A 22,500-nucleotide genomic window follows, 5' to 3' on the forward strand; every position below is an offset into this window, starting at 1 on the left:
ATGGAGCAGCTCTGATATCGTCCGTACAGCTTTCGCTAAAGCGCCGGCCTTGTTGGTTCGGAAGCAACATTCAGTGACGTGATTGATTCGCTCCTGAACGTGTTCCAGGTCTCTCCAGTTGCTACGCCTGCACGCTACGATTCATACGCAGACGATACATGCGCCCCGTTGATGCAGCCAGCGCCACCCGGGGCAAGTCACGACAAACTGACTTCAAAGAGCCCCCTTTGCAACGGATCGCGCCCTTTTGCCACGGTCTTTTCCCTTTGTCTGTCACCGTCAGGCAACGGTTCAAAGGTTCTGGAATAGCCGATGTTCCTGAATGTTCTTGGGCTGTTTCGCTTGCGGACACCTGATCGCCACAATCGGACCTGCGTCTAGTTTGCCTCGTCCGCGCCGCCGGCGGCCGGATCGTTGGCGGCGGCCTCATCGAGCTTGCGGTAGAGCGTCGAGCGGCCGATTTTCAGGCGCCGCGCCACCTCGGACATCTGGCCGCGGTAATGCGAGATCGCGAACCGGATGATCTCGCTCTCCATTTCCTCCAGCGGCCGCATCTCGCCGGCGCTCGTCAGCATCGCCAGCGTGCCTGTGGACGGCAGCGGAGCGATAGGTATTTCATTACCGGATACCATGGCGGGCACCGTCGAATGGAACGCCGGACCGACGATCAGGGGTTCGGCATGCTGGAGCGCGTCCGGCGTTGAAGGCGACTGCGCCGCACTTTGCGGAAAATCGGCCAGGCCGAGCTGGTCGTGGTCGCTCATGACTACGGCGCGATAGACCGCGTTCTCGAGCTGGCGGATATTGCCGGGCCATTCGAGCTGCGAAAGGTGCGCCATCGCCTCGCCGCTGATGCCGGTGATCGGGCGATTTTCCTCGGCGCAGAACCGCGCCAGGAAATGCCGCAGCAGATGCGGAATGTCTTCGCGCCGTGCGCGCAGCGGCGGGATCGTCAGCGGCAGCACATGCAGGCGATAGAACAGGTCTTCGCGAAACTTGCCTTGCTTGACCTGGTCGAGCAGCCTGCGGTTGGTGGCGGAGATGATGCGGACGTCGACCTTGACCGGCTTGCGCCCGCCGACCGCCTCGACCGCGCCCTCCTGCAGCGCGCGCAGCAGTTTCACCTGGGCGGCCAGCGGCAATTCGCCGACCTCGTCGAGGAACAGCGTGCCGCCGGAGGCTTCGACGAACTTGCCGGTGTGGCGCTCGGTGGCCCCGGTAAAGGCGCCCTTCTCGTGGCCGAACAGGATCGACTCCACGAGATTGTCGGGGATCGCGCCGCAATTGACGGCCACGAACGGCTTCGATTTCCGTTCGCCGCTGCCATGGATGGCGCGGGCGAACAGCTCCTTGCCGACGCCGGATTCGCCCTCGATCAGCACCGGAATGGTCGAGGCGGCGGCCTTTTGCGCGGTGCGCAGCACGGCGGTCATGGCTTCGCTGCGGGTGACGATGTCGGCGAAGGTCAGCCGGCCTTCCTTGCTGTGGCGGATGCGCTGCAACTCGCCTTTCAGCGCGCTGGCGTTGAGTGCGTTGCGCAAGCTTACCTGCAGCCGCTCGATCCCGACCGGCTTGACCACGAAGTCCTGGGCGCCGGCGCGCATCGCCGACACCACATTGTCGATGCCGCCATGGGCGGTCTGCACGACGACGGGGATGTTGAGGCCGGCTTCACGGATTTTGGCCAGCACGCCCATGCCGTCGAGGCCGGGCATGACCAAGTCGAGCACTACGGCGTCGATGGCTTGCGCGTCCGGCGCGGTCAGTGCGGCGACCGCGGCATCCCCGCTTTCGACCACGACCGTCTCATAACCGCATTTCTGCACCATGTTTTCGACCAGGCGGCGTGCCACCGCATCGTCATCGGCAATCAAAATGGTCGCAGCCATGGCTTTCCCCGCAGGTTACAACTATCTGTCTCGAATCGGGGCACTCTCGCCGATGCCGATTAACGCCCGCTTAAACCTTGCCATCCCGCATCCATTCCAAAGTCGCCATTTCTCCGGTTGAACACAGGTTTCCAACAAGATGACCCCGCGCTCCTCGTCCACCCTTCGCAAATCGACCGCCACGAAATCCGCGGCCAAATCCAAAGCCGTGCCGAAGGCCGCAGCAAAGCCAGGCAAACTGCCGGAATGGAATCTGGCCGATCTCTATTCCGGGATCGACGCTCCGGAAGTCGTCCGTGACCTGCAGAAGATGGATGCCGAATGCGTCGCGTTTGAGACCGACTACAAGGGCAAGCTCGCGGAAAAGGTGGCCAAGGACGACGGCGGCAAATGGCTTGCCGAGGCGGTCAGGTGCTACGAGGCGATCGATGATCTTGCCGGCCGCCTTGGATCCTATGCCGGCCTGATTCATGCCGGCGACAGCGTCGATCCCGCGATCACGAAATTCTATGGCGACGTTTCGGAGCGGCTTACCAATGCGTCGGTGCACCTGTTGTTCTTCGCGCTCGAACTCAACCGCGTCGACGATGCGGTGATCGAACGTGCGATGGCGACGCCCGAGCTCGGGCACTACCGCCCGTGGATCGAGGATCTGCGCAAGGAAAAGCCGTATCAGCTCGAAGATCGCATCGAGCAGCTGTTCCACGAAAAATCCCAGAGCGGCTATGCCGCCTGGAATCGGCTGTTCGATCAGACCATCTCGGGACTGCGCTTCAAGGTCGGGGGCAAGGAACTGGCGATCGAGCCGACGCTGAGCCTGCTGCAGGACCGCGCCCCGGCCAAGCGCAAGGCGGCGGGGCAGGCGCTGGCGAAGACCTTCAAGGCCGATGAGCGGACCTTTGCGCTGATCACCAATACGCTCGCCAAGGACAAGGAAATTTCCGACCGCTGGCGCGGCTTTGCGGATATCGCGGATTCCCGGCATCTCGCCAATCGCGTCGAGCGCGAGGTCGTTGATGCGTTGGCAGGCTCGGTGCGATCGGCCTATCCAAAACTGTCGCATCGCTACTATCGGCTCAAGGCCGGCTGGTTCAAAAGGAAGAAGCTCGCGCATTGGGACCGCAACGCGCCGCTGCCGTTTGCCGCCACCGGCACGATCGCCTGGCCCAAGGCGAGGAACATGGTGCTATCGGCCTATCGCGGCTTTTCGCCGGAAATGGCCACGATCGCCGAGCGCTTTTTCACCGACCGCTGGATCGATGCGCCGGTGCGGCCGGGCAAGGCGCCGGGCGCGTTCTCGCATCCGACCACGCCCTCGGCGCACCCCTACGTGCTGATGAATTATCAGGGCAAGCCGCGCGACGTGATGACGCTCGCCCATGAACTCGGTCATGGCGTGCATCAGGTGCTGGCGGCGAAAAATGGGGCGCTGATGGCGCCGACGCCGCTGACACTGGCGGAAACCGCCAGCGTGTTCGGCGAGATGCTGACCTTCAAGCGGCTGTTGGCGGAGACCAAGAGCGCCAGGCAGCGCCAGGCGCTGCTCGCCGGCAAGGTCGAGGACATGATCAACACCGTGGTGCGGCAGATCGCGTTCTATTCGTTCGAGCGCGCCATTCATACCGAACGGAAGAACGGTGAATTGACCGCCGAGCGGATCGGCGAGATCTGGCTCAGCGTGCAGGGCGAGAGCCTTGGGCCGGCGATCGACATTCGGCCGGGCTACGAGAATTTCTGGATGTACATCCCGCACTTCATCCATTCGCCGTTCTACGTTTACGCCTATGCGTTCGGCGATTGCATGGTGAACTCGCTCTATGCGGTCTACGAGAATGCGCAAGGCGGCTTTGCCGAGCGCTATCTGGCGATGCTGGCGGCCGGCGGTACCAGGCATTATTCCGAGCTGCTGAAACCGTTTGGGCTCGACGCCAAGGATCCCAAATTCTGGGACGGCGGGCTGTCGGTGATCTCGGGCATGATCGATGAGCTGGAAACGATGGGCTGACGAGATAGCGCTCATGATCGACACGCCGACGCGGCGCGCCGTACTCGAAGCGGGGGTCTTCGCGGCCGGTTCATGGCTCACGATCGATAGCAGCCTCGCTCAGGCTCCGCTTTCGCTCACGCCCGCCTGCCACGACGGCGACCAGGCAACATTGCGACAGACCGAAGGGCCGTTCTTCAAGCCATCCTCGCCCGAGCGGATCGAACTGCTCGAAACGGGCATGGAGGGGCAGCCGATCGAACTGGTTGGCTTCGTACTGTCCCGCGCCTGCAAACCCCACGCCGGGGCCTTGCTGGATTTCTGGCAGGCCGACGATAAAGGCCGGTATGACAATTCCGGTTTCCGCCTGCGCGGCCATCAATTCACCGACGCGGAAGGGCGCTATCGATTGCGCAGCGTCGTGCCCGGCGCCTATGCCGGCCGTACGCGTCATATCCATGTCAAGGTGCAGCCGCGCGGCGGCCGCATGCTGACCACCCAGCTCTATTTCCCCGGTGAGTTACAGAACCGTTCCGATGGCCTCTTTCGCCGCGAGTTGCTGGTACGCACGGCCAAGAACGCGGGATGGCTCGCCGGCCGGTTCGACTTCGTGCTCGATTAGGCGCTTCGGGTCAGCGTTTCCGGCGCCGATGAGCCGATCAATTGCCTGGGTTCGCCGTCCGCCCGAGCGTGTCGGGACCGGCCGCCGGTACCGCGCACGGTTTTCGGGCGATGGCGCTGAAGCGTCCGAAACTGTTTCCGTTCTTCGCAGTGCACCGCCTCAATACCCCTTCGGGCGTCGGATATATCGACGGCATCATCGGCAATCCCGCGGGTTCTCCGACCGCGACGCTGCCAGGTATTTTCGCGAGAGGCTTGGGCGAACGTAAAACGTTTGTTGAACAGGCCAGCAAAGCATGTTATACAATTGTATAACGAACTCGGCGGTAGCTGTGCCAACTTCAAAGAACAGGTTTCCAATGAAGATCGAAATCAAGAAGATCGGCAATTCCGACGGCCTTCTCTTGCCCCGCGAGTTGATGCAACGGCTTGACCTCAAGCGAGGCCAGGAACTGCACATCACCGAGCTCGCTGGAGGGGGATTTCAGGCGATGCCCTACGATCCCGACTTCGAGAAGACCATGGAAATCGCCGACCAGATTATGGACAAGTACAAGGACACGCTCGCGGCGCTTGCAAAATGACCGGGAGCGCCAGGTGAGCGAGCCGAAAGAGCCGCTTTGGGTCAGCTACGAGCAGGCCATCGCGATCCATAGCCGGCAGTTGCGTCGCTTCGGTGGAGCCCCCGGCCTGCGCGACGAAGGCATGCTTCGATCGGCCCTTGAACGTCCGATCAACAAATGGCGTTACGAACAATCGGACATGGCCGAACTTGCCGCTGCCTATGCATTTGGGCTGGCGAAAAACCACGCCTTTGTCGACGGCAACAAACGCATCGCTTTCATGGCCATGATGGTTTTCTTGCTCAAGAACGGCGTCCCCTTTGACCCTCAACCGGCGCACGCCACAGCCATCATCCTCTCCCTCGCCGCCGGCGAGGTCAGCGAGGAAAGCCTGACCCGCTGGATCAGGGACAATTGGCCGGCGGAGCCTGCCAAATAGGGCCGCCGGACGTGCACAAGCCGCCCGCCGCCGTTGCCCTCCCGGGTGGTTTGCGGTAATTGCCACGCCAGAGCCGAAACCTGACTGGGGATACCGATGGCAGAGCATAACGAAGTGGCCTACACGACCGCCGACGGCAACGATTATCCGGCCCATGAGCAGACCTATGAAGGTTTCATCATGCTGGTGAAGTACGGCACCGCTGCCGTCATTCTCATCGTGGCCATGATGGCGATTTTCCTGACCTGATCGCTGCCCGATCGCCGCCACCCGGCGATCGGAAAGACTGCCCGCCTTCCGGTCTCAAAACCGGGTATCCATCCTTGCGCAATAAGCGCTAGTTTGCTTGCGCAGCGTGCTGCTCGCGCCGCCGGAGGCCCCATGAAGATTGCCGTCGCCAAGGAAATCGATGCAGCCGAGCCGCGGGTCGCCGCTTCGCCGGACACGGTGAAAAAATATAGGGCGCTGGGCGTCGATGTCGCGGTCGAGCCGGGGGCGGGCATCAAGTCCGGCCTGCCGGATTCCGAATTCACCGCGGCCGGCGCCGCCGTCAGCGCCGACGCGCTTGTCGACGCCGACATCATCATCAAGGTGAAGCGGCCCGAAGCTTCCGAACTGGCCAGGTACAAGCGCGGTGCGCTGGTCATCGCCATCATGGATCCTTACGGCAACGACGCCGCGCTGAAAGCGATGGCGGACGCCGGCATCTCGGCGTTCGCGATGGAACTGATGCCGCGCATCACCCGCGCCCAGGTGATGGACGTGCTGTCGAGCCAGGCCAATCTCGCCGGCTACCGTGCCGTGATCGAGGCGGCGGAAGCTTTCGGCCGCGCCTTTCCGATGATGATGACCGCGGCCGGCACCATCCCGGCGGCCAAGGTGTTCGTGATGGGCGTCGGCGTTGCCGGCCTGCAGGCGATCGCGACCGCGCGGCGGCTAGGCGCCGTCGTCACCGCGACCGACGTGCGGCCCGCCACCAAGGAGCAGGTCGAAAGTCTCGGCGCCAAATTCCTCGCGGTCGAGGATGAGGAGTTCAAGAACGCCCAGACCGCCGGCGGCTATGCCAAGGAAATGTCGAAAGAGTATCAGGCCAAGCAGGCCGCGCTGACCGCCGAGCACGTCAAGAAGCAGGACATCGTCATCACCACGGCGCTGATCCCGGGCCGCCCGGCGCCGAAGCTCGTCAGCGCGGAGATGGTGAAGTCGATGAAGCCCGGCTCGGTGCTGGTCGATCTCGCCGTCGAACGCGGCGGCAATGTCGAGGGCGCCAAGGCCGGCGAAGTGGTCGATACCGACGGCGTCAAGATCGTCGGCTACACCAATGTCGCCGGCCGCGTCGCCGCGTCGGCCTCGAGCCTCTATGCGCGCAATCTGTTTTCGTTCATCGAGACCCTTGTCGACAAGGCCAGCAAGTCGCTCGCGGTGAACTGGGACGACGAACTGGTGAAGGCGACCGCGCTGACCAAGGACGGCGCCGTTATCCATCCGAACTTCCAGCCGAAGAGCGCGTGAATGAGACTGCGTGATCAGCAATCGTTTCGTCATTCCGGGGCGCCTCGAAGAGGCGAACCCGGAATCTCGACCGCAAGACAATCTCTAGATTCCGGGTTCACGCCTGCGGCGTGCCCCGGAATGACGAGCTAACAGGAGAGCCGCCATGGATCATATCGCGCAGGCCGTCGACCCCTTCGTGTTCCGGCTGTCGATTTTCGTGCTCGCCGTGTTCGTCGGCTATTTCGTGGTGTGGTCGGTGACCCCCGCGCTGCATACGCCGCTGATGTCGGTGACCAATGCGATCTCCTCGGTGATCGTGGTCGGCGCGCTGCTCGCGGTCGGCGTTCCCATGATCTCAAGCGGCAGCGGCTGGGCGCGCGGGTTTGGCTTCGTCGCGCTGGTCTTCGCCTGTGTGAATATCTTCGGCGGCTTCCTTGTCACCCAGCGCATGCTGGCGATGTACAAGAAGAAGGCAAAGTGAGCGGCGTGCACCTCGGGGTGACGAAGACAATGGGGGACCTGAGATGAACGCCAATCTGGCTGCAGTACTGTATCTCGTGGCGGGTGTGCTGTTCATCCTGTCACTGCGGGGGCTGTCCAGTCCCGCCTCATCCCGCCAGGGCAATTTCTTCGGCATGATCGGCATGGCGATCGCGGTCGCGACCACGCTCGCGAGCCATCCGCCGGCGGACGGTCTTGCCTGGGTGCTGGTGATCCTGGGCGTCGCCATCGGCGGCGGCGTCGGCGCCGTGATCGCGCGCCGGGTGCCGATGACGTCGATGCCGGAGCTGGTCGCGGCGTTTCACTCGCTGGTCGGCATGGCGGCGGTGCTGGTCGCGGCCGGCGCGTTCTATGCGCCCGAAGCCTTCGACATCGGCAAGCCCGGCCATATCCACGGCGCCAGCCTGGTCGAAATGTCACTCGGCGTCGCCATCGGCGCGCTGACTTTCACCGGCTCGGTGATTGCGTTCCTGAAACTGTCGGGCCGCATGAGCGGCGCGCCGATCATCCTCCCCGCGCGTCACCTCATCAATATCGCGCTCGGCGTGGCGCTGGTGGTGTTCATCGTCCGCCTCGTGATGTTCGGCAGCGCAGTCGACTTCTGGGTCATCACCATCATCGCGCTGGTGCTCGGCGCGCTCCTGATCATTCCGATCGGCGGCGCCGACATGCCGGTCGTGATCTCGATGCTGAACTCCTATTCCGGCTGGGCCGCCGCCGGCATCGGCTTCACGCTCGGCAATTCGGCGCTGATCATTACCGGTGCGCTGGTCGGCTCGTCGGGCGCGATCCTGTCCTACATCATGTGCCATGCGATGAACCGCTCCTTCATCTCGGTCATCCTCGGCGGGTTCGGCGGCGAGACCGCGGCGGCGGGCGGCGGCACCGGCGAAGTGCGCCCGGTGAAACTGGGCTCGGCTGACGATGCGGCCTTCATCATGAAGAACGCGCAGAAGGTCATCATCGTGCCCGGCTACGGCATGGCGGTGGCGCAGGCGCAGCATGCGCTGCGCGAGATGGCGGACAACCTCAAGAAGGAGGGCGTCGAGGTCAAATACGCGATTCATCCGGTTGCCGGCCGCATGCCCGGTCACATGAACGTGCTGCTGGCCGAAGCCAACGTGCCCTATGATGAGGTGTTCGAACTCGAGGACATCAATTCCGAATTCGCCCAGGCCGACGTCGCCTTCGTGATCGGCGCCAACGACGTCACCAATCCGGCGGCCGAGGAAGACAAGACCTCGCCGATCTACGGCATGCCGGTTCTGCAGGTCTGGAAGGCCGGCACCGTGATGTTCATCAAGCGCTCGCTGGCCTCGGGCTATGCCGGCATCGATAATCCGCTGTTCTACCGCGACAACACCATGATGCTGCTCGGCGACGCCAAGAAGATGACCGAGAACATCGTCAAGGGGATGTAAGCTCAAGCAGCGAGAGCGCATGACCGTCCTGAAATGGCTCCTGATTGTCGTTTCGGTCGGCTATGTCGGCGGCCTCGCTGCCCTGTTCCTGCTGCAGCGATCGTTCCTGTTTCCGATCCCGCAGGCCGTGCGCACGACGCCGGCCGCCGCAGGCTTTCCGCAAGCCGAAGAACATGTGCTGACCACCGATGACGGCGAGAAGGTCATCCTTTGGCATGTTCCGGCCAGACCGGGACATCCGGTCGTGCTCTATTTCCACGGCAACGGCGATTTTCTCGCCGGGTTCTTCGGCCGCTTTCTCGACCTTTTCGCTGACGGGACCGGCATCGTCGCGCTGTCCTTTCGCGGCTATGCCGGCTCGAGCGGACATCCGAGCGAGCAGGGGCTGCTAAGGGATGCCGCGGCGGCCTATGCCTTCACCACGGCGCGATACAGTGCTGACAGAATAGTCGCCTGGGGCTTTTCGCTCGGCAGTGGCGTTGCGGTGGCGCTGGCTGCAGAACAGCCGGTCGGAAAACTGATCCTGGAGGCGCCCTACACCTCGACCGTGGATGTCGCGGCTTCGCTGCTTCCGATCTTCCCAATGCGTCTGATGATACGGGATCCGTTCCGCTCCGACCAGCGCATTGCGCGGGTAACGGCCCCTCTCCTGATCATGCATGGCGCCCGCGACTTCACGATCCCGATAGCCTTCGGCGAGCGCCTGTTTGCACTCGCCCATGAACCAAAGCGGTTCATCCGGTTCCCCGAAGGCGGCCACAACGATCTCGACAGCTTTGGCGCGCTTGAAACGGCGCGACAATTCATTGGTGGTTCAAAGATCTGACGACAGTGGCTGCCGAATGCTCAAACTCTATGGATGCGATGCAATGAAAGCGCGGGGCCTGACGCTCGCCACTTCGGTACTCGTTATCCTGCCTCAGGACGTGCTCGCAGCCACGCTCGACGGCGCGGCCATGAAGTTGCCATTCGCGCTGCCCTTCGCCGGCCTGCTACTGTCGATTGCGCTCGGGCCGCTGCTGTTTCCGAAACTGTGGCACGCCCACTATGGAAAGATCGCCGCGGCGTGGTCTGCTGCGGCGCTGACGTCGATCGCGTGGCTGGCCGGCGGCTCGGTGATGCTGGCCGCGTTTGTCCACGCCATGCTGGGCGAATATCTGAGCTTCATCGTGCTGCTGTTCGCCCTCTATACCGTCGCAGGCGGCATTCTCGTCAGCGGCGATATCAGGGGCACGCCATGGAATAATGCAGCCATTCTCGCGCTCGGCACCGCGATGGCCAGCATCGTCGGCACCACCGGCGCTGCCATGATCCTGATCCGGCCGTTGATCCGCGCCAATGTCTCGCGCCGATACAACGTTCATGTCATGATCTTTTTCATCATTCTCGTCGCCAACGTCGGCGGCGCATTGAGCCCGTTGGGCGATCCGCCGCTCTTCATCGGCTTTCTGAACGGCGTTGATTTCTTCTGGACCACCAGGAATCTCTGGATCCAGACCGCCATCGTCGCCGGGCTGCTGCTGGCGATGTTCGTCGCGTTCGACCTTTGGCGCTTTCGAAGTGAGCCGATCGACGGCCGGATCGAACCCGCAGACCCGGTTCGCATTCGCGGCCTCGTCAACGTCGTGCTGATAGCCGCCATCATCGGCTGCATCCTGCTGTCGGCCAACTGGCGCCCGGGCGTTGCGGTCGAAATTCTCGGCACCAGACTGGAGTTGCAGAATCTGATGCGCGACGGGCTGCTGGTCGCGATCGCATTGCTTTCGTTGTGGTGGACGCAGGACGAGCATCGTGAGGCGAATGGGTTCACCTGGGAGCCGATCAGGGAAGTGGCCAAACTGTTCGCAGGCATCTTCACGGCCATTATTCCGGTGCTGGCCATGCTCGATGCCGGCCGGAACGGCGCCTTCGCGTGGCTTCTCACCGCGGTGACGGACCGCGGCGGTACCCCGCATGAGGTTGCCTATTTCTGGTACACAGGAGTGATGTCGGCGTTCCTCGACAACGCACCTACCTATCTGTTGTTTTTCAAGCTTGCCGGCGGCGATGCGCGCGAACTGATGGGCGAGCTTACAGGAACGCTGGCGGCGATTTCCATGGGCGCCGTCTATATGGGCGCGCTGACCTATATCGGAAACGCACCAAACTTCATGGTCGCGGCCATCGCGGCCGAACGCGGGATCAGGATGCCGAGTTTCTTCGGCTATCTGCTGCGGGCCGGGGCAATCCTGGTACCTCTGTTTCTGCTGTTGACCTTCCTGCCGGTCGCGCCTGTTCTCAAGCTGCATTGAGTGCGGTATGGATGCCTGAAAGTTTGTCCGCCGCGACCTGGAGAATCCAACGATGATCAGCGCCAAATCGGACGTTCAGGTCGATACCCCGGAGGTCCGCGTCACCGAGTGGCGGCTGGCCCCGGGCAGCGCCACCGGCCATCACACCCATGGGATGGATTATGTCATCGTTCCCGTGACCTCGGGCGAAATGACCATCGTGGCGCCCAACGGCGACCGCTCCAAGGCGCACCTCGCGGTAGGCAAATCCTATTTCCGCAAAGCCGGCGTCGAGCACGACGTGCTCAACGAGACTTCAAGCGAAATCGTGTTCCTGGAAGTCGAGCTGAAGCCCTAAGTCCTCGCCTTGGGGCGAGGAGACTGGCGGGCATGGCACCGACCTGAGCCGCCTCGCGCGGCGGCTGGCTGACGCGGCCGTGAACGGATTGTTACGCGGGATCAGCCAATTGCCACCGATCTGTCGCAGTTGATCCCTTAATGCGCCTCAAAGTTCCCGCATCAAAACCGGTGCGGGGAGAGTTGCCGGCATGCTGAAGAAGTATCTGACGAAGTTTGCGGTGGACATTCTGCCGTCGGTGGCTGCGACCGTCATCGGGGCTTACATCGTCAATCATTTCATCGTGGCCAAGCCAAGCGCGGACACCCCGGCGGCCGTGGTTTCGACTGCAGTCCCCGAGGTTGCGAAGGCGGACGCCAAGGCATCTGCTACGACATCCGCCGCTACGACATCCGCCAAGGCATCTCCCAAGGCGCCCGAGGCATCCTCCGATCTCGCCAACGTCCGGGGGCCGGGCGTGACGGCGAAGGGGATTTCCGAAAAGGCCATCCTCGAAAAGACCGCCGCCGAAAAGCCTGCCGAAAACATCGTCGAAAAGCCGATGGAGACCGCCGCCATCCCGGTCGAACCGCGGCGGCATCAGCCCGCGCCGCGTGAAAAAACCGTCGCGAAGTCCGTTCCCGCGCCGGCCCCGGCTGTTGCGCCGGTGGTGTCGGCGCCTGCTACGCCGCCGCCGGCTGATGCCGCGAGCGCTGCCGACGAGCGCCGCGACGCCAACGATCTGGCGCGCGCCGCGATCGATCGCCTGCGCGGCAGCAACGAAGCTTCGCCGCGGGTCCAGGAAGCCGCGCGTGCACCGGAAGCCGTCCGCATCCCGGATGCGCCACGCGTTGCGCCCGCGGTCCGGCCGCTGCCGCCGCCGATCATGGTTTCCGCGCCGCCCCCCAATGAGGCGCTCGATGCGCAGGCGGGCTCATCGCCGAGGCCGCCATATGGGGCCACGCGAAGCGATGATCCGGGCCGCCCGACGCCGCCGGCCGAGATCCCCTCGCGGCCGCTCGATCTGCGGGCCGAAGCCGCAGAGCCGGCGGTCCGGGAACGCACCACGGTTGCCGAGGACGTGCTGTCGGCGGCCAAATCGGTGTTCCACGCGGTATTGCCGAAATAGTCCCCGGCCGTTGGCCGATCTAGCCGCCGAGGCGCGCCAGGCCGTTTCGCGCGGCTTCGTCCTTGGGACGGATGGCCAGCGCCCGGGCATAGGAGGCCTTGGCCTTGTCCCTGTCGCCGAGGCGCTCATAGGCCAGTCCCCGCGTGGTCCAGGCCTGCGCGTTCTGCGGGTCGGCCTGCACGGCCTCGTCGAGGTCGGCCGCGGCTTCCTTGAACCTTTCCATGGCGATGTAACTGATCGCGCGGCCGAGCAATGGTTCCGCCCGCTGCGGGGTCAGCCCGTTGGCCGAGGTGAAATCGTCGATCGCCAGTTGATGCTGCCGCTGCCGCTGGTAGAGCAGGCCACGGTTGTACAGAGCTTCCGCATGGTGAGGATCGATCGCGATCGCCTTGTCGAACTCAGCCAGTGCCTCTTCGGTTTTTCCGGATTTTGCCAGCGCCTGCGCCCGCGCCGTGGCAGCCTGCGCGTCGCCGGTGCCGGTCTCCGCCGGGGCCGCCTTCGCAGGCGTCTCCTTCTCCGGCGCCGATGACCACAAACTCAGATCGAAGGAGCATCCACAAAGGGTAATGGCGAGCATCGCGATCAGCGCCGATGTGCGGCCGCCGGAACGCACAATTTCGGAAGATACAAAAGGCGGCGGAATGACCATTTTTGCAGAATACTCGCGCGGCTAGTGCAGCATTGGTAGCCCGCCGCGCCGGAAAATGCATTGACCAAAAACAACAACGCGGACCCAAGGGCCCGCGTTGTCGGATTCGATTCGGTGGTTTTTCGTCTCAGCGCGGTCCGCGCGGACCGGCGCCCGGGCCGCCACGGCCACCGCCACGCTCTGCGCCGGGACCGGCGCCGAACACCGGCTTCGGCTTCATCGGCAGCAGGCCTTCGCGCTGCAGCTTCTTGCGGGCCAGCTTGCGTGCGCGGCGCACGGCTTCGGCCTTTTCACGGGCCTTCTTCTCGGAGGGCTTTTCGTAATGGCCGCGGAGCTTCATCTCGCGGAAAATGCCCTCGCGCTGCATCTTCTTCTTCAGCGCCTTGAGGGCTTGATCGACATTGTTATCGCGAACGAGAACCTGCACGCGGCATCCTCTTTCAATTGGTCGGATTTGAATTCTGGTAAAGCGAAAGGCTGGCGAAAGGCCAAGCCCTTAACCCTGAGCGCGCGGATGTATCAGACAAAGCCGGCAATGTCCACCGGCGAGAGCCCAAATGAGCCGGTTTCACGGGGCCAAATCAGCCTTTTTTGATCCCGATCAGCCGGTTTTGGGCGGTACGGCGCCGACCTGCGTCACATGCCCCATCTTGCGGCCCGGCCTCGCCGGGCCCTTGCCGTAGAGATGCACGGTCGCGCCGGGCACGGTCAGCCACCGCTCGTAGTCGTTGACATCGTCGCCGATCAGGTTGGTCATGGTGACCGGGCCGTGGCGGACCGGCTTGCCGAGCGGCCAGCCGGCGATGGCGCGGATATGCTGCTCGAATTGCGAGATCGACGCGCCGTCGAGCGTCCAGTGCCCGGAATTGTGCACCCGCGGTGCAATCTCGTTGACCAGAATCTGCGGCCCGCCCGCTCCCTGCACCACGAACATCTCGACCCCCAGCACGCCGACATAGTCGAGCGCGCTGGCGATCTTCTCGGCGATGCCGCGCGCTTCTGCCGCCAGCTCTTCCGGGATATCGGCCGGCGCGCGCGAGATCTTCAGGATGTGATCGCGATGTTCGTTTTCGGTGACGTCGTAGCATTCGACCGTACCATCGGCGGAACGCGCGGCGATCACGGAGATCTCGCGATCGAACGGAATGAAGGCTTCGAGGATCGCGGATTTGGTGCCGAGGTCCTGCCAGACCTGGACGATATCGTCGCCCTCGCGGATGATGGCCTGACCCTTGCCGTCATAGCCGAAGCGGCGGGTCTTGATGACGGCGGGAAGCTTGATGCGCGCGATGGCAGCGCGCAGGGTTTCGATCGAGGAGACATCGGCGTAGTCGGCCGTGCCGATGCCGAGCTTCTTCACGAAGTCCTTCTCGATCAGCCGGTCCTGCGTGGTTTCCAGGATCTTCTGCGCCGGCAAAACCGGACGCCGCGCCGCCAGCACCATCGCGGTCGCGGCCGGCACGTTCTCGAATTCGTAGGTGATGACGTCGACGTCGCCTGCGAACAGTTCCAGCGCCTCGACATCGGCATATTCGGCGCAGGTCGCGTTCAGCACCACGTCGAATGCCGGCGAATCCGGGTCCGGCGAAAACACCTGGCAGCGCAGCCCGAGCCGCGCCGCCGCCATGGCCAGCATCCGGCCCAATTGTCCGCCGCCGAGAATTCCGATGGTGTCGCCGGGTTTCAGCTTCACCCGATGTGAGGCCGTCACGCAGAACCCTCCGGGCGCGCGGCCACCGCCTCGGCCTGCGCCTTGCGCCAGGCCGCCAGTCTTGCCGCCAGCGCCGGGTCGTTCAGCGCGAGCACGCTGGCCGCGAGCAGCGCGGCGTTGATGGCGCCGGCCTTGCCGATCGCCAGCGTCCCGACCGGAACGCCCGCGGGCATCTGGACGATGGAATAGAGCGAATCGACTCCGGACAACGCCTTGGATTCGATGGGAACGCCGAACACCGGCAATTCCGTCAGCGACGCGGCCATGCCCGGCAGGTGGGCCGCGCCTCCGGCGCCGGCGATGATGATCCTGAAACCGGCAGCCTTGGCGCCCCTGGCAAAGGCGAACAGCCGGTCCGGGGTGCGGTGCGCCGAGATAATCTGCTTGTCGCAGGCCACCTCGAGGGCTGTGAGCGTTTCGGCGGCATGGCGCATGGTTTCCCAGTCGGACTGGCTTCCCATGATAATGGCGACGGGGGCGGTCATGAGGTCAATTCTTTTCGGGAATCCAAAAACATAGGCCGGATTATAGGGTCGGCCCGAGGTCTGGCCAAGGCGTGGCAAGGGGTCCGGAATGGACTATCCTGTCTTGGTGAATTCCGGCAAGCCTTCTTAAAGCATGATCCCGAGAAGTGGATACCGGTTTTCGGAAAAGATCATGCGCAAGACAACAAACCAGGGGGTCCGATCCAGCGAAACTGGATCAGATCCCGAGGATGCCCATGAAAAAGAAAACCAGGGCGACGGCAGCGGGCCCGGCGAAACGCGGCAAAGGCAGCTTGGCGGGACGCAAGGCCGCCCCAAAGCGCACCAGGGCGGCGAAGGTACCAGCATCGCTGCCCCGGCTTTCGGCCGCGCCCGACGATGCCAGACTGACGATCCGCCGGCTCCGGGCCCAGCTCGCCAAGGCCCTGGCGCGAATCGAGGAACTGCAGGCTTCCGCCGATATCGACTTCCTGCTGGATATTCCCAACCGGCGAGGCTTCGAGCGCGAGCTCCATCGCTCGATCGCCTATATCAAACGCTATCATGCCAGCGGCGCGCTGATCGTGCTCGACGTCGATCGCCTGAAGCCGATCAATGACGCCTTCGGGCACGCTGCGGGCGATCAGGTGTTGAAGGCTGTGGTGTCGGCTTTGTTGAGCCAGGTGCGATCGTCCGACGTGATCGGGCGGCTGGGCGGCGACGAGTTCGCGCTGTTGCTGTGGAACCTGAGCGAGACCGATGCGAAGGCCAAGGCAGCCGCACTGGAGCAGGCCGTCGACCGGCTCAGCTTCACCTTTCGCGGTCGCACCATCACGGCCGGCGCGTCGGCAGGCGTCGCCATTCTCGGGCCGCATGCGGAAGCCGGCCGGGCGCTGGAAGAAGCCGACAGCGCGATGTATGTGCGCAAGGCACAGCGGCGGCACGAAACGTGATGCGATAAGCTGCGGCGAACCCTGATTTTGCGCGTATTGCTATCGCCAAACCGGTTCCGGCTATTGCGGAATACGCGCTACAGCCCGCTCAGATCGTCCGGCACGCTGCCGAATTTCCGGATCAATTGAGCGTCGCCGAATTCGCCGATCATGGGATCGCCGGTGCGGCTGAACGCGACCGCGCCGATCGAGCCCGCGACCCGCGACAAGGCTTCCGCGCGTCGCAACGCGCCCGACGAACTCTGGCATTCTTCCGCCGCACCCGCGACCGGCGAACCGGTGTCGTCCTGCAGGAAGGGCATCGCAACGTAATAGGTGACATCGGCCATCGGAGTCGCTCCGGCTTTGGTTGATCGCTCAGGCGGCGTCGCTGTTGGTGCGCGGCGCGCAGCCGCACGCGACCGCCGCCTGCAGTTCCTGCAATTCCGTTTCCAGGTATTCGTTCGCCATGATCAGCGCCTTGATCGTGCTGCGCAGGTTTCCGTCGCACATGGCTATCGCCTGGTCGCAGGCCTGTTCGTAACGATCGATGTCGGGCAGGGCAGCGGATTCGGACATGGCGAAATTCCCGGGCTGATTGAGGGGCAGTGGAATGTTCCTATTTTGTTCCTATCGAGTCAAGCTGCTCCTGAGGGGGCGGTTGCCGGTTTTCCACTGCGCCCTGCCCAGGACAGGGCGAGCCCGGCACCCCCAGCGGTGGCGCGGTTCGGAGGTCCGGGACGGGAACGAAAACAATATCCAGCGCTTAATGCCTATTCGTAAGGAGTGGGACGTATGGGCCTAGCCGAAATCAGAACACGCGTGGTGCTGATCGTCGAGGACGAGTTTCTGCTGAGAATGGACGCGACCGACATGGTCAGGGCAGCCGGGTTCGAAGTTCTCGAAGCCGCCAATGCCGACCAGGCCATCGAAATTCTCGAAACCCGCCCGGACATCACGGTCGTGTTTACCGACATCCAGATGCCCGGCTCGATGGACGGGTTGAAACTCGCTCGCGCGGTCAGGGGCCGCTGGCCGCCGATCAAGATCGTCGCCACCTCCGGCCACCACCATGTCGGGGAAAGCGATCTGCCCGAAGGCGGCCGGTTCCTGCCCAAGCCCTACAGCCCGAACCAGGTGACGGGCCTGCTGCGGGAGTTGATGGGCGGCGGGTGAATTTGAACGCCGTCGTTTCCGGCGAACGGCGCGTGTTCCGGAATACGTCGCGTTTTCCGGAATGACGGCCTACGCGATGATATCGGGCGTGATCTGGTCTTCGATGAACGCGATGCGGTCGCGCAGCTGCAGCTTGCGCTTCTTCAACCGCTGCAGCCGCAACAAATCCGGCGCGGGCGACTGATGCAGCGCGTCGATCGCCGCGTCGAGGTCGCGGTGTTCCTGCTGCAGCCGTGCGAGTTCGGTTTCGAGCTCGCGCTCATCTTCGTCGGTCATGGTGTACGTTAACTGAAAAACGCGATGAGGTTGCGAAAGGTTAGGGAAGCCGCTGGGAGAATATCCTCCTTGCCGGGCCCTCGCGCAAGCGGGCGCGGTTCCCTACTCACGATTGGTTACACATGGCTGCGAAATATGAGCGCAGGATTTTGATTTCCATCGACAGCTTCCCCGGCTCGTGTACACTTCCTTGTCCGGATCGAATCTGAGGTCTCATTCAACCGAGGAGGTTTCGTATGGCAATTCAGGCGCATCTCGTTGAACTTGAACGGAAACACAAAGTTCTTGAAAACGAATTGCATGAAGCTCTCGTACACCTTTCAACGGACGACCTGCGAATTGTCGAACTGAAGCGCCGGAAATTGATGGTCAAGGACGCGATCGAGCGGTTGAGGCATACCGCGGGCGAAACGCTGCACTAGCATCGCCGCCGCAGTCTCGGAATATCCCACCATTTATCTCAGGATGAGCGCGATAGCGCTCACCCCGGAGTTCTTCGGGAGCAGGTTGCTTTCGCGCGACATCGCCGAAGCCGCGCGGCAAGAGCTCATACCCCTGCCAGTTCACCGACATGGTCCGCGATCGCCAGCGATGATGTCAGCCCCGGCGACTCGATCCCGAACAGATTGATCAGCCCGGCGACGCCGTGATCCTGCGGGCCCTGGATCAGGAAATCCTGCGACGCCACCGCCGGCGGCACGATCTTCGGCCGGATTCCGGAATAGCTCGGCATCAGCGCGCCGTCCGGCAGCGTCGGCCAATACCGCCGGATCGCCGGGTAAAATCGTTCGGCCCGCGCCGGATCGACGGCGTAGTCGATAGCATCGACCCATTCCACGTCGGGACCGAACCGGGCCTGGCCGGCCATGTCGAGGGTGAGATGGACGCCGAGCCCGCCGGGCTCGGGCACTGGATAGATCAACCGCGAAAACGGCGCCCGCGCGCTGCAGCTGAAATAGTTTCCCTTGGCGAGATAGGCCGGCGGTATCAGGCCGATCGGCATGCCGTCAATGCTGCGCGCGACCGGGGAAGCGCCGAGCCCCGCGGCATTGACCAGCAGCCCGCATTCGAGACCGATCGGCGCGTCGCCGCCAGCGTCGAGTTCTATTCCACCCGCCGTCGCCCTGGCGCGCAGCAGCGGGGTGTGGAACGCGAACGCCGCGCCGGCATCCTCGGCGTCGCCGCGCAATGCCAGCATGTAGGCGTGGCTGTCGATGATGCCGGTGGAAGGCGAGAGCAGGGCGGCGTCGCAGTTCAGCGCCGGCTCCAAAGCGCGCGCGGCATCGCCCGAGAGGATTTGCATATCGGAGACGCCGTTGGCCTCGGCATGCGCCCGGATCGACTGCAGCTTTTCAGTCTCCTTCGGCGTGGTTGCGACGATCAGCTTGCCGCAATTGCGATGGGGAACGCCGTGCTCCCGGCAATATTCATAGAGCGCCCGCCGGCCGCTGACGCACATCCGCGCCATCAGGCTGCCGGCCGGATAGTAGATGCCGGCGTGGATCACCTCGCTGTTGCGCGAGGAGGTGACGGTGCCGATGCCTTCGGCGGCCTCCAGCACGATCACCTCGCGGCCCGCCTGCGCCAGCCGCCGCGCGACGGCGAGGCCGATGACCCCCGCCCCGATTACAACGCACTCAACCTTGTCCATTCGAAAATCTGATCCGCAAGTAGCCGGCCCGTCGACCCCGTGTGCGCCCTTGTGGACGGCCGCGCGTCCGGGATCAATCGCACCAGCCAATCATCGCCCGGTTGAGGGAATGTTCACAGGGAACCCGTTTAGTATCGGAATGCTTGCCCGGCCACGCCCCGTTAGTGAACGATTAATCATGTCAGGGCATTTGCCGTAATTTAAGTCACATTTTTGGGTTGTAAGGGTAGGCGTTTACCCGATCCAAACCCGTCAGGTTAGACACTCCGCCGCAGAAATCCGCGGGTGACTGATGGCTGACAAGAATTGGCAGGCAGGCGGCAAGATTCTGATTCCTGCGCGGGCCGTCGTTTGCGCAGCCGTCGCCGTTGTGCCGTCCGCATCCGCCTGGGCCGCATCCGGTGACTTTGCGCCGCCGAGCTACGTCGGCTCCGCCGATCCCAACATGATCTGGGAACTGCTGATCGGCGGCGTAGTCATCGCGTCTTTCCTTGGCGCGATCGCGCTGTGGGTGCATTCGGCGCTGCGCAAGGTCAAGCGAGCGCAGTTGCGCAGAAATGCCTTCGTCAGCTCCGCCCTCAACAACCTCAGCCAGGGTGTGATGATGACGAATGCGCAGAACCGCGTCGTATTCTGCAACGATCGCTTTCTCGAGATCTATGGGCTGACGCGTGCCGATATCCGAAAGGACATGACCGGGCGGGACTTGATCGAACTGAGGCGGCAGCGCGGGCAGATCAGCGTCAGCTTCGAGGAATTTGTCAGGCAGGCTCGCCAGCCGGATGGCCATGTCGCTGAACTGCCCAACGGACGGGCGGTCATCGCCAAACTGTTTCAGCTGCCGAACGGAGGGACGGTCGGAACCCACGAGGATTGCAGCGAGCAACGCAAGCTTTCGCGGCAGCTTGCTTCGACCAAGCAGTTCCTGGAATCGGTGCTCGACAATGTCCCGGTCTGCGTCGCCGCCAAGAATATCGACGACGGCCGCTACATCTTCGCCAACCGCGCGTTCGAACGGTTCTCGCGCTTTTCCCGCGACCACATCATCGGCAAGCGCGCCGATGAGATTTTCCGCCCCGAGACGACGGCAAGCATACAGGCGGCGGACCAGGCGGCGCTCAACTCGCCCGAAGGGCAGTTTCGCAGCGAATTCGCGGTCGAGCGCGGCTCGGAGAAGCGCACCCTCTCGAGCGTCCGCGTGGTCGCGCGCGACGACAAGAACCGCCCTGAATTCCTGATCGCGTTGTTCGACGACGTCACCGACCGCCGGTCGCTTTCCAAGGAGCTCGAGAACACCAAGAAATTCCTCGAACTGGTGGTCGACAACATTCCGGTGTCGCTGATCGTCGAGCGTGTCAGCGACGGGCGATATCTGCTGGCCAATCGCAGCGCCGAGACCATCCTCAACCGGCGGCGCGAGGACGCCACCGGATTGACGGCAGCCGATATCTTCAATCCGAGAGAAGCCAAGCTGATCATCGCGCGCGACGAGGCTGCGATCAGGAAGCGCGGCCTGCTCACCGAGGAACATCCGATTTCCACCAAGGACGGGCTGCGGCTGTTCCTGACCCGCCGCATGACGGTGCTCGACGATTCCGGCGAGCCGCAATACCTGATCAAGACCCATGAGGACGTCACCGACCGCCGCCAGACCGAGTCGCGGATGGCGCATATGGCGTATCATGACGGCCTGACCGACCTGCCGAACCGCGCCGCCTTCCTGCAGGCGCTGGCGCAGATGATCGAGGCCTGCGCAGGCACCGATGAGGAATTCGCGGTGCTGTCGGTCGACCTCGACGGCCTCAAGGAAATCAACGACGTGTTCGGCCATGCGGTCGGCGACAAGCTCTTGGTCGAAGTGGCGCGCCGGATCCAGGACTCGGCGCGCGGCGGGGTCGTCGCCCGGCTGTCCGGCGACGAGTTCGGAATGATCATCGACGGCAAGCAGCCGGTCGCCGGGATGCTGCTGGCCGAACAGCTTGCCGAAGCGCTGTCCAGCGAATTCCTGATCGACGGCAAATCGGTCCGCACCGGCTGCACCACCGGCATCTCGATCTTCCCGCATAACGGGGCGGACGCCGCTTCCCTGCTTGCCAATGCCGGTGCGGCGCTGTTCCGCGCCAAGGCGAAATCGCGCGGCTCGATCAGCATCTATGAGCCCGAGATGGACCAGCAGATCCGCGATCGCCGGGTGCTGCACCAGGATCTGTCTGTCGCGATCAGGAACGGCGAACTCTCGCTGCATTATCAGCCGCAGGCAATGGCGCACCAGACCGTCGCCGGCAGCAAGGTGACCGGCTTCGAGGCGCTGGCGCGCTGGATGCATCCGGTGCGCGGCTTCGTTTCGCCGGGCGACTTCATCCCGCTCGCGGAAGAAAGCGGGCTGATCGTCGAGATGGGCGAATGGATCCTGCGCGAGGCGTGCCGCGAGGCTGCCTCCTGGCCGATGCCGCTGCAGATCGCGGTCAACCTGTCGCCGGCGCAGTTCATGCATGGCGACGTGGTCGGCCTCGTGCACTCGATCCTGCTCGAAACCGGTCTCGCGCCGGGCCGGCTCGAACTGGAAATCACCGAGGGCGTGCTCATCGAGGATTTCGATCGCGGCCTGGCGCTGTTGCGGCGGCTGAAGGCGCTCGGCGTGCGGATTTCGATGGACGACTTCGGCAGCGGCTATTCCTCGCTGAGCTATCTGCAGGCGTTTCCGTTCGACAAGATCAAGATCGACCGCGATTTCGTCATCAATCTCGGGCGAAATCCGCAATCGGCCTCGATCGTGCGCGCCGTGATCGGTCTCGGCCACGGCCTCGAAATGTCGATTGTCGCCGAAGGCGTGGAAACCCAGGAACAGCTCGCTTTCCTCGCCGATTCGGGCTGCGACGCGGTGCAGGGCTATTTCCTGGGCAGGCCCGCGCCGATCGGCCAGTATGGGGCGCTGGTCGGCCGCAATCCTGGCGATACGATGGAGCCCGCGCGCAAGGCCGGCTAGAGCTTCT

Annotated in this window: 26 protein-coding genes; 17 read left to right on the forward strand and 9 right to left on the reverse strand. The window is 63.7% G+C overall.

Annotated features, from left to right (window positions below; all coding sequences use genetic code 11):
• Positions 1-377 precede the first annotated feature (377 nt).
• Positions 378-1,889, reverse strand: coding sequence for a sigma-54-dependent transcriptional regulator (locus KMZ29_RS05070; protein ID WP_215622721.1), 1,512 nt, complete (start codon positions 1,887-1,889; stop codon positions 378-380).
• Between the two features lie 139 nt (positions 1,890-2,028).
• On the opposite strand from KMZ29_RS05070, the gene KMZ29_RS05075 reads away from it, so the two are divergent.
• The 13 genes from KMZ29_RS05075 (at position 2,029) to KMZ29_RS05135 (ending at position 12,648) form a co-directional block, all read left to right on the forward strand.
• Positions 2,029-3,894 (forward strand): M3 family oligoendopeptidase, encoded by a 1,866-nt coding sequence (locus tag KMZ29_RS05075; protein WP_215622722.1) that lies wholly within the window; start codon positions 2,029-2,031, stop codon positions 3,892-3,894.
• Between the two features lie 13 nt (positions 3,895-3,907).
• Positions 3,908-4,495, forward strand: coding sequence for a dioxygenase family protein (locus KMZ29_RS05080; RefSeq protein ID WP_215622723.1), 588 nt, complete (start codon positions 3,908-3,910; stop codon positions 4,493-4,495).
• A gap of 110 nt (positions 4,496-4,605) precedes the next feature.
• A complete protein-coding gene (locus KMZ29_RS05085) occupies positions 4,606-4,809 on the forward strand; it encodes a hypothetical protein (protein ID WP_215622724.1) in 204 nt (67 codons plus the stop codon).
• A gap of 44 nt (positions 4,810-4,853) precedes the next feature.
• A complete protein-coding gene (locus KMZ29_RS05090; RefSeq protein WP_215605024.1) occupies positions 4,854-5,078 on the forward strand; it encodes an AbrB/MazE/SpoVT family DNA-binding domain-containing protein in 225 nt (74 codons plus the stop codon).
• 13 nt (positions 5,079-5,091) lie between these two features.
• The gene (locus KMZ29_RS05095) at positions 5,092-5,496 is read left to right on the forward strand and encodes a type II toxin-antitoxin system death-on-curing family toxin (protein WP_215605025.1); all 405 of its coding nucleotides are present in this window, start codon (positions 5,092-5,094) and stop codon (positions 5,494-5,496) included.
• 96 nt (positions 5,497-5,592) lie between these two features.
• Positions 5,593-5,745: an aa3-type cytochrome c oxidase subunit IV gene (locus tag KMZ29_RS05100; protein WP_215622725.1), complete on the forward strand. Its 153-nt coding sequence runs from the start codon at positions 5,593-5,595 to the stop codon at positions 5,743-5,745.
• A gap of 132 nt (positions 5,746-5,877) precedes the next feature.
• Positions 5,878-7,008, forward strand: coding sequence for a Re/Si-specific NAD(P)(+) transhydrogenase subunit alpha (locus tag KMZ29_RS05105; RefSeq protein WP_215622726.1), 1,131 nt, complete (start codon positions 5,878-5,880; stop codon positions 7,006-7,008).
• Between the two features lie 145 nt (positions 7,009-7,153).
• Positions 7,154-7,471: a proton-translocating transhydrogenase family protein gene (locus KMZ29_RS05110; protein WP_215605028.1), complete on the forward strand. Its 318-nt coding sequence runs from the start codon at positions 7,154-7,156 to the stop codon at positions 7,469-7,471.
• A 43-nt stretch (positions 7,472-7,514) separates the two neighbouring features.
• Positions 7,515-8,912, forward strand: a complete 1,398-nt coding sequence (locus KMZ29_RS05115; protein ID WP_215622727.1) for an NAD(P)(+) transhydrogenase (Re/Si-specific) subunit beta — start codon at positions 7,515-7,517, stop codon at positions 8,910-8,912.
• Positions 8,913-8,931: 19 nt separating this feature from the next.
• On the forward strand, positions 8,932-9,738 hold the full coding sequence (locus tag KMZ29_RS05120) for an alpha/beta hydrolase (protein WP_215622728.1): 807 nt from the start codon (positions 8,932-8,934) through the stop codon (positions 9,736-9,738).
• Between the two features lie 43 nt (positions 9,739-9,781).
• Entirely contained in the window at positions 9,782-11,203 is a 1,422-nt protein-coding gene (locus KMZ29_RS05125; RefSeq protein ID WP_249779825.1) for a sodium:proton antiporter, read from the forward strand.
• A gap of 52 nt (positions 11,204-11,255) precedes the next feature.
• Positions 11,256-11,540, forward strand: a complete 285-nt coding sequence (locus tag KMZ29_RS05130) for a cupin domain-containing protein (protein WP_215622729.1) — start codon at positions 11,256-11,258, stop codon at positions 11,538-11,540.
• A 190-nt stretch (positions 11,541-11,730) separates the two neighbouring features.
• The gene (locus KMZ29_RS05135) at positions 11,731-12,648 is read left to right on the forward strand and encodes a flagellar biosynthesis protein FlhF (RefSeq protein ID WP_369810078.1); all 918 of its coding nucleotides are present in this window, start codon (positions 11,731-11,733) and stop codon (positions 12,646-12,648) included.
• Positions 12,649-12,667: 19 nt separating this feature from the next.
• On the opposite strand, the gene KMZ29_RS05140 is transcribed toward KMZ29_RS05135, so the two are convergent.
• The 4 genes from KMZ29_RS05140 to purE all read right to left on the reverse strand — a co-directional run bounded on the left by KMZ29_RS05140 (position 12,668) and on the right by purE (position 15,493).
• The gene (locus KMZ29_RS05140; RefSeq protein ID WP_249779826.1) at positions 12,668-13,225 is read right to left on the reverse strand and encodes a tetratricopeptide repeat protein; all 558 of its coding nucleotides are present in this window, start codon (positions 13,223-13,225) and stop codon (positions 12,668-12,670) included.
• 199 nt (positions 13,226-13,424) lie between these two features.
• A complete protein-coding gene (gene rpsU, locus KMZ29_RS05145) occupies positions 13,425-13,724 on the reverse strand; it encodes a 30S ribosomal protein S21 (protein WP_215622731.1) in 300 nt (99 codons plus the stop codon).
• Between the two features lie 174 nt (positions 13,725-13,898).
• Complete coding sequence (locus KMZ29_RS05150) at positions 13,899-15,008, reverse strand: 5-(carboxyamino)imidazole ribonucleotide synthase (protein WP_215622732.1); 1,110 nt, start codon at positions 15,006-15,008, stop codon at positions 13,899-13,901.
• A complete protein-coding gene (gene purE / locus KMZ29_RS05155; protein WP_215622733.1) occupies positions 15,005-15,493 on the reverse strand; it encodes a 5-(carboxyamino)imidazole ribonucleotide mutase in 489 nt (162 codons plus the stop codon). Before purE ends, KMZ29_RS05150 begins: the two co-directional genes overlap by 4 nt.
• Positions 15,494-15,729: 236 nt before the next feature.
• Here purE and KMZ29_RS05160 point away from each other — a divergent pair, with 236 nt between their 5' ends.
• The gene (locus KMZ29_RS05160; RefSeq protein WP_215622734.1) at positions 15,730-16,425 is read left to right on the forward strand and encodes a GGDEF domain-containing protein; all 696 of its coding nucleotides are present in this window, start codon (positions 15,730-15,732) and stop codon (positions 16,423-16,425) included.
• Positions 16,426-16,502: 77 nt separating this feature from the next.
• On the opposite strand, the gene KMZ29_RS05165 is transcribed toward KMZ29_RS05160, so the two are convergent.
• Both KMZ29_RS05165 and KMZ29_RS05170 read right to left on the reverse strand, forming a co-directional pair.
• Positions 16,503-16,754: a hypothetical protein gene (locus KMZ29_RS05165; protein ID WP_215605036.1), complete on the reverse strand. Its 252-nt coding sequence runs from the start codon at positions 16,752-16,754 to the stop codon at positions 16,503-16,505.
• Positions 16,755-16,782: 28 nt separating this feature from the next.
• Positions 16,783-16,983: a hypothetical protein gene (locus KMZ29_RS05170; protein ID WP_215614796.1), complete on the reverse strand. Its 201-nt coding sequence runs from the start codon at positions 16,981-16,983 to the stop codon at positions 16,783-16,785.
• 216 nt (positions 16,984-17,199) lie between these two features.
• Here KMZ29_RS05170 and KMZ29_RS05175 point away from each other — a divergent pair, with 216 nt between their 5' ends.
• Positions 17,200-17,580, forward strand: coding sequence for a response regulator (locus KMZ29_RS05175; RefSeq protein WP_215622735.1), 381 nt, complete (start codon positions 17,200-17,202; stop codon positions 17,578-17,580).
• A gap of 69 nt (positions 17,581-17,649) precedes the next feature.
• Here KMZ29_RS05175 and KMZ29_RS05180 read toward each other — a convergent pair whose 3' ends face one another.
• On the reverse strand, positions 17,650-17,856 hold the full coding sequence (locus tag KMZ29_RS05180; protein WP_029581811.1) for a YdcH family protein: 207 nt from the start codon (positions 17,854-17,856) through the stop codon (positions 17,650-17,652).
• Positions 17,857-18,092: 236 nt separating this feature from the next.
• Here KMZ29_RS05180 and KMZ29_RS05185 point away from each other — a divergent pair, with 236 nt between their 5' ends.
• Complete coding sequence (locus KMZ29_RS05185; protein ID WP_215605039.1) at positions 18,093-18,278, forward strand: YdcH family protein; 186 nt, start codon at positions 18,093-18,095, stop codon at positions 18,276-18,278.
• A 125-nt stretch (positions 18,279-18,403) separates the two neighbouring features.
• Here the strand turns inward: KMZ29_RS05185 and KMZ29_RS05190 are convergent, their stop codons facing one another.
• A complete protein-coding gene (locus tag KMZ29_RS05190; protein ID WP_215622736.1) occupies positions 18,404-19,507 on the reverse strand; it encodes an NAD(P)/FAD-dependent oxidoreductase in 1,104 nt (367 codons plus the stop codon).
• A 292-nt stretch (positions 19,508-19,799) separates the two neighbouring features.
• Here KMZ29_RS05190 and KMZ29_RS05195 point away from each other — a divergent pair, with 292 nt between their 5' ends.
• Entirely contained in the window at positions 19,800-22,493 is a 2,694-nt protein-coding gene (locus KMZ29_RS05195) for a sensor domain-containing protein (protein ID WP_215622737.1), read from the forward strand.
• The last annotated feature ends 7 nt before the right edge of the window (positions 22,494-22,500 follow it).

Origin of the sequence: Bradyrhizobium sediminis, from assembly GCF_018736085.1 — a bacterium.
GTDB lineage: Bacteria > Pseudomonadota > Alphaproteobacteria > Rhizobiales > Xanthobacteraceae > Bradyrhizobium > Bradyrhizobium sediminis.

Excerpts from the sequence above, each read along its gene's own strand:
- KMZ29_RS05070 (WP_215622721.1), bottom strand. The coding sequence starts at position 1,889 with ATGGCTGCGACCATTTTGATTGCCGATGACGATGCGGTGGCACGCCGC.
- KMZ29_RS05075 (WP_215622722.1), top strand. The coding sequence starts at position 2,029 with ATGACCCCGCGCTCCTCGTCCACCCTTCGCAAATCGACCGCCACGAAA.
- KMZ29_RS05080 (WP_215622723.1), top strand. The coding sequence starts at position 3,908 with ATGATCGACACGCCGACGCGGCGCGCCGTACTCGAAGCGGGGGTCTTC.
- KMZ29_RS05085 (WP_215622724.1), top strand. The coding sequence starts at position 4,606 with ATGGCGCTGAAGCGTCCGAAACTGTTTCCGTTCTTCGCAGTGCACCGC.
- KMZ29_RS05090 (WP_215605024.1), top strand. The coding sequence starts at position 4,854 with ATGAAGATCGAAATCAAGAAGATCGGCAATTCCGACGGCCTTCTCTTG.
- KMZ29_RS05100 (WP_215622725.1), top strand. The coding sequence starts at position 5,593 with ATGGCAGAGCATAACGAAGTGGCCTACACGACCGCCGACGGCAACGAT.
- KMZ29_RS05105 (WP_215622726.1), top strand. The coding sequence starts at position 5,878 with ATGAAGATTGCCGTCGCCAAGGAAATCGATGCAGCCGAGCCGCGGGTC.
- KMZ29_RS05110 (WP_215605028.1), top strand. The coding sequence starts at position 7,154 with ATGGATCATATCGCGCAGGCCGTCGACCCCTTCGTGTTCCGGCTGTCG.
- KMZ29_RS05115 (WP_215622727.1), top strand. The coding sequence starts at position 7,515 with ATGAACGCCAATCTGGCTGCAGTACTGTATCTCGTGGCGGGTGTGCTG.
- KMZ29_RS05120 (WP_215622728.1), top strand. The coding sequence starts at position 8,932 with ATGACCGTCCTGAAATGGCTCCTGATTGTCGTTTCGGTCGGCTATGTC.
- KMZ29_RS05125 (WP_249779825.1), top strand. The coding sequence starts at position 9,782 with ATGAAAGCGCGGGGCCTGACGCTCGCCACTTCGGTACTCGTTATCCTG.
- KMZ29_RS05130 (WP_215622729.1), top strand. The coding sequence starts at position 11,256 with ATGATCAGCGCCAAATCGGACGTTCAGGTCGATACCCCGGAGGTCCGC.
- KMZ29_RS05135 (WP_369810078.1), top strand. The coding sequence starts at position 11,731 with ATGCTGAAGAAGTATCTGACGAAGTTTGCGGTGGACATTCTGCCGTCG.
- KMZ29_RS05140 (WP_249779826.1), bottom strand. The coding sequence starts at position 13,225 with ATGCTCGCCATTACCCTTTGTGGATGCTCCTTCGATCTGAGTTTGTGG.
- purE (WP_215622733.1), bottom strand. The coding sequence starts at position 15,493 with ATGACCGCCCCCGTCGCCATTATCATGGGAAGCCAGTCCGACTGGGAA.
- KMZ29_RS05160 (WP_215622734.1), top strand. The coding sequence starts at position 15,730 with ATGAAAAAGAAAACCAGGGCGACGGCAGCGGGCCCGGCGAAACGCGGC.
- KMZ29_RS05165 (WP_215605036.1), bottom strand. The coding sequence starts at position 16,754 with ATGGCCGATGTCACCTATTACGTTGCGATGCCCTTCCTGCAGGACGAC.
- KMZ29_RS05170 (WP_215614796.1), bottom strand. The coding sequence starts at position 16,983 with ATGTCCGAATCCGCTGCCCTGCCCGACATCGATCGTTACGAACAGGCC.
- KMZ29_RS05175 (WP_215622735.1), top strand. The coding sequence starts at position 17,200 with ATGGGCCTAGCCGAAATCAGAACACGCGTGGTGCTGATCGTCGAGGAC.
- KMZ29_RS05180 (WP_029581811.1), bottom strand. The coding sequence starts at position 17,856 with ATGACCGACGAAGATGAGCGCGAGCTCGAAACCGAACTCGCACGGCTG.
- KMZ29_RS05185 (WP_215605039.1), top strand. The coding sequence starts at position 18,093 with ATGGCAATTCAGGCGCATCTCGTTGAACTTGAACGGAAACACAAAGTT.
- KMZ29_RS05190 (WP_215622736.1), bottom strand. The coding sequence starts at position 19,507 with ATGGACAAGGTTGAGTGCGTTGTAATCGGGGCGGGGGTCATCGGCCTC.
- KMZ29_RS05195 (WP_215622737.1), top strand. The coding sequence starts at position 19,800 with ATGGCTGACAAGAATTGGCAGGCAGGCGGCAAGATTCTGATTCCTGCG.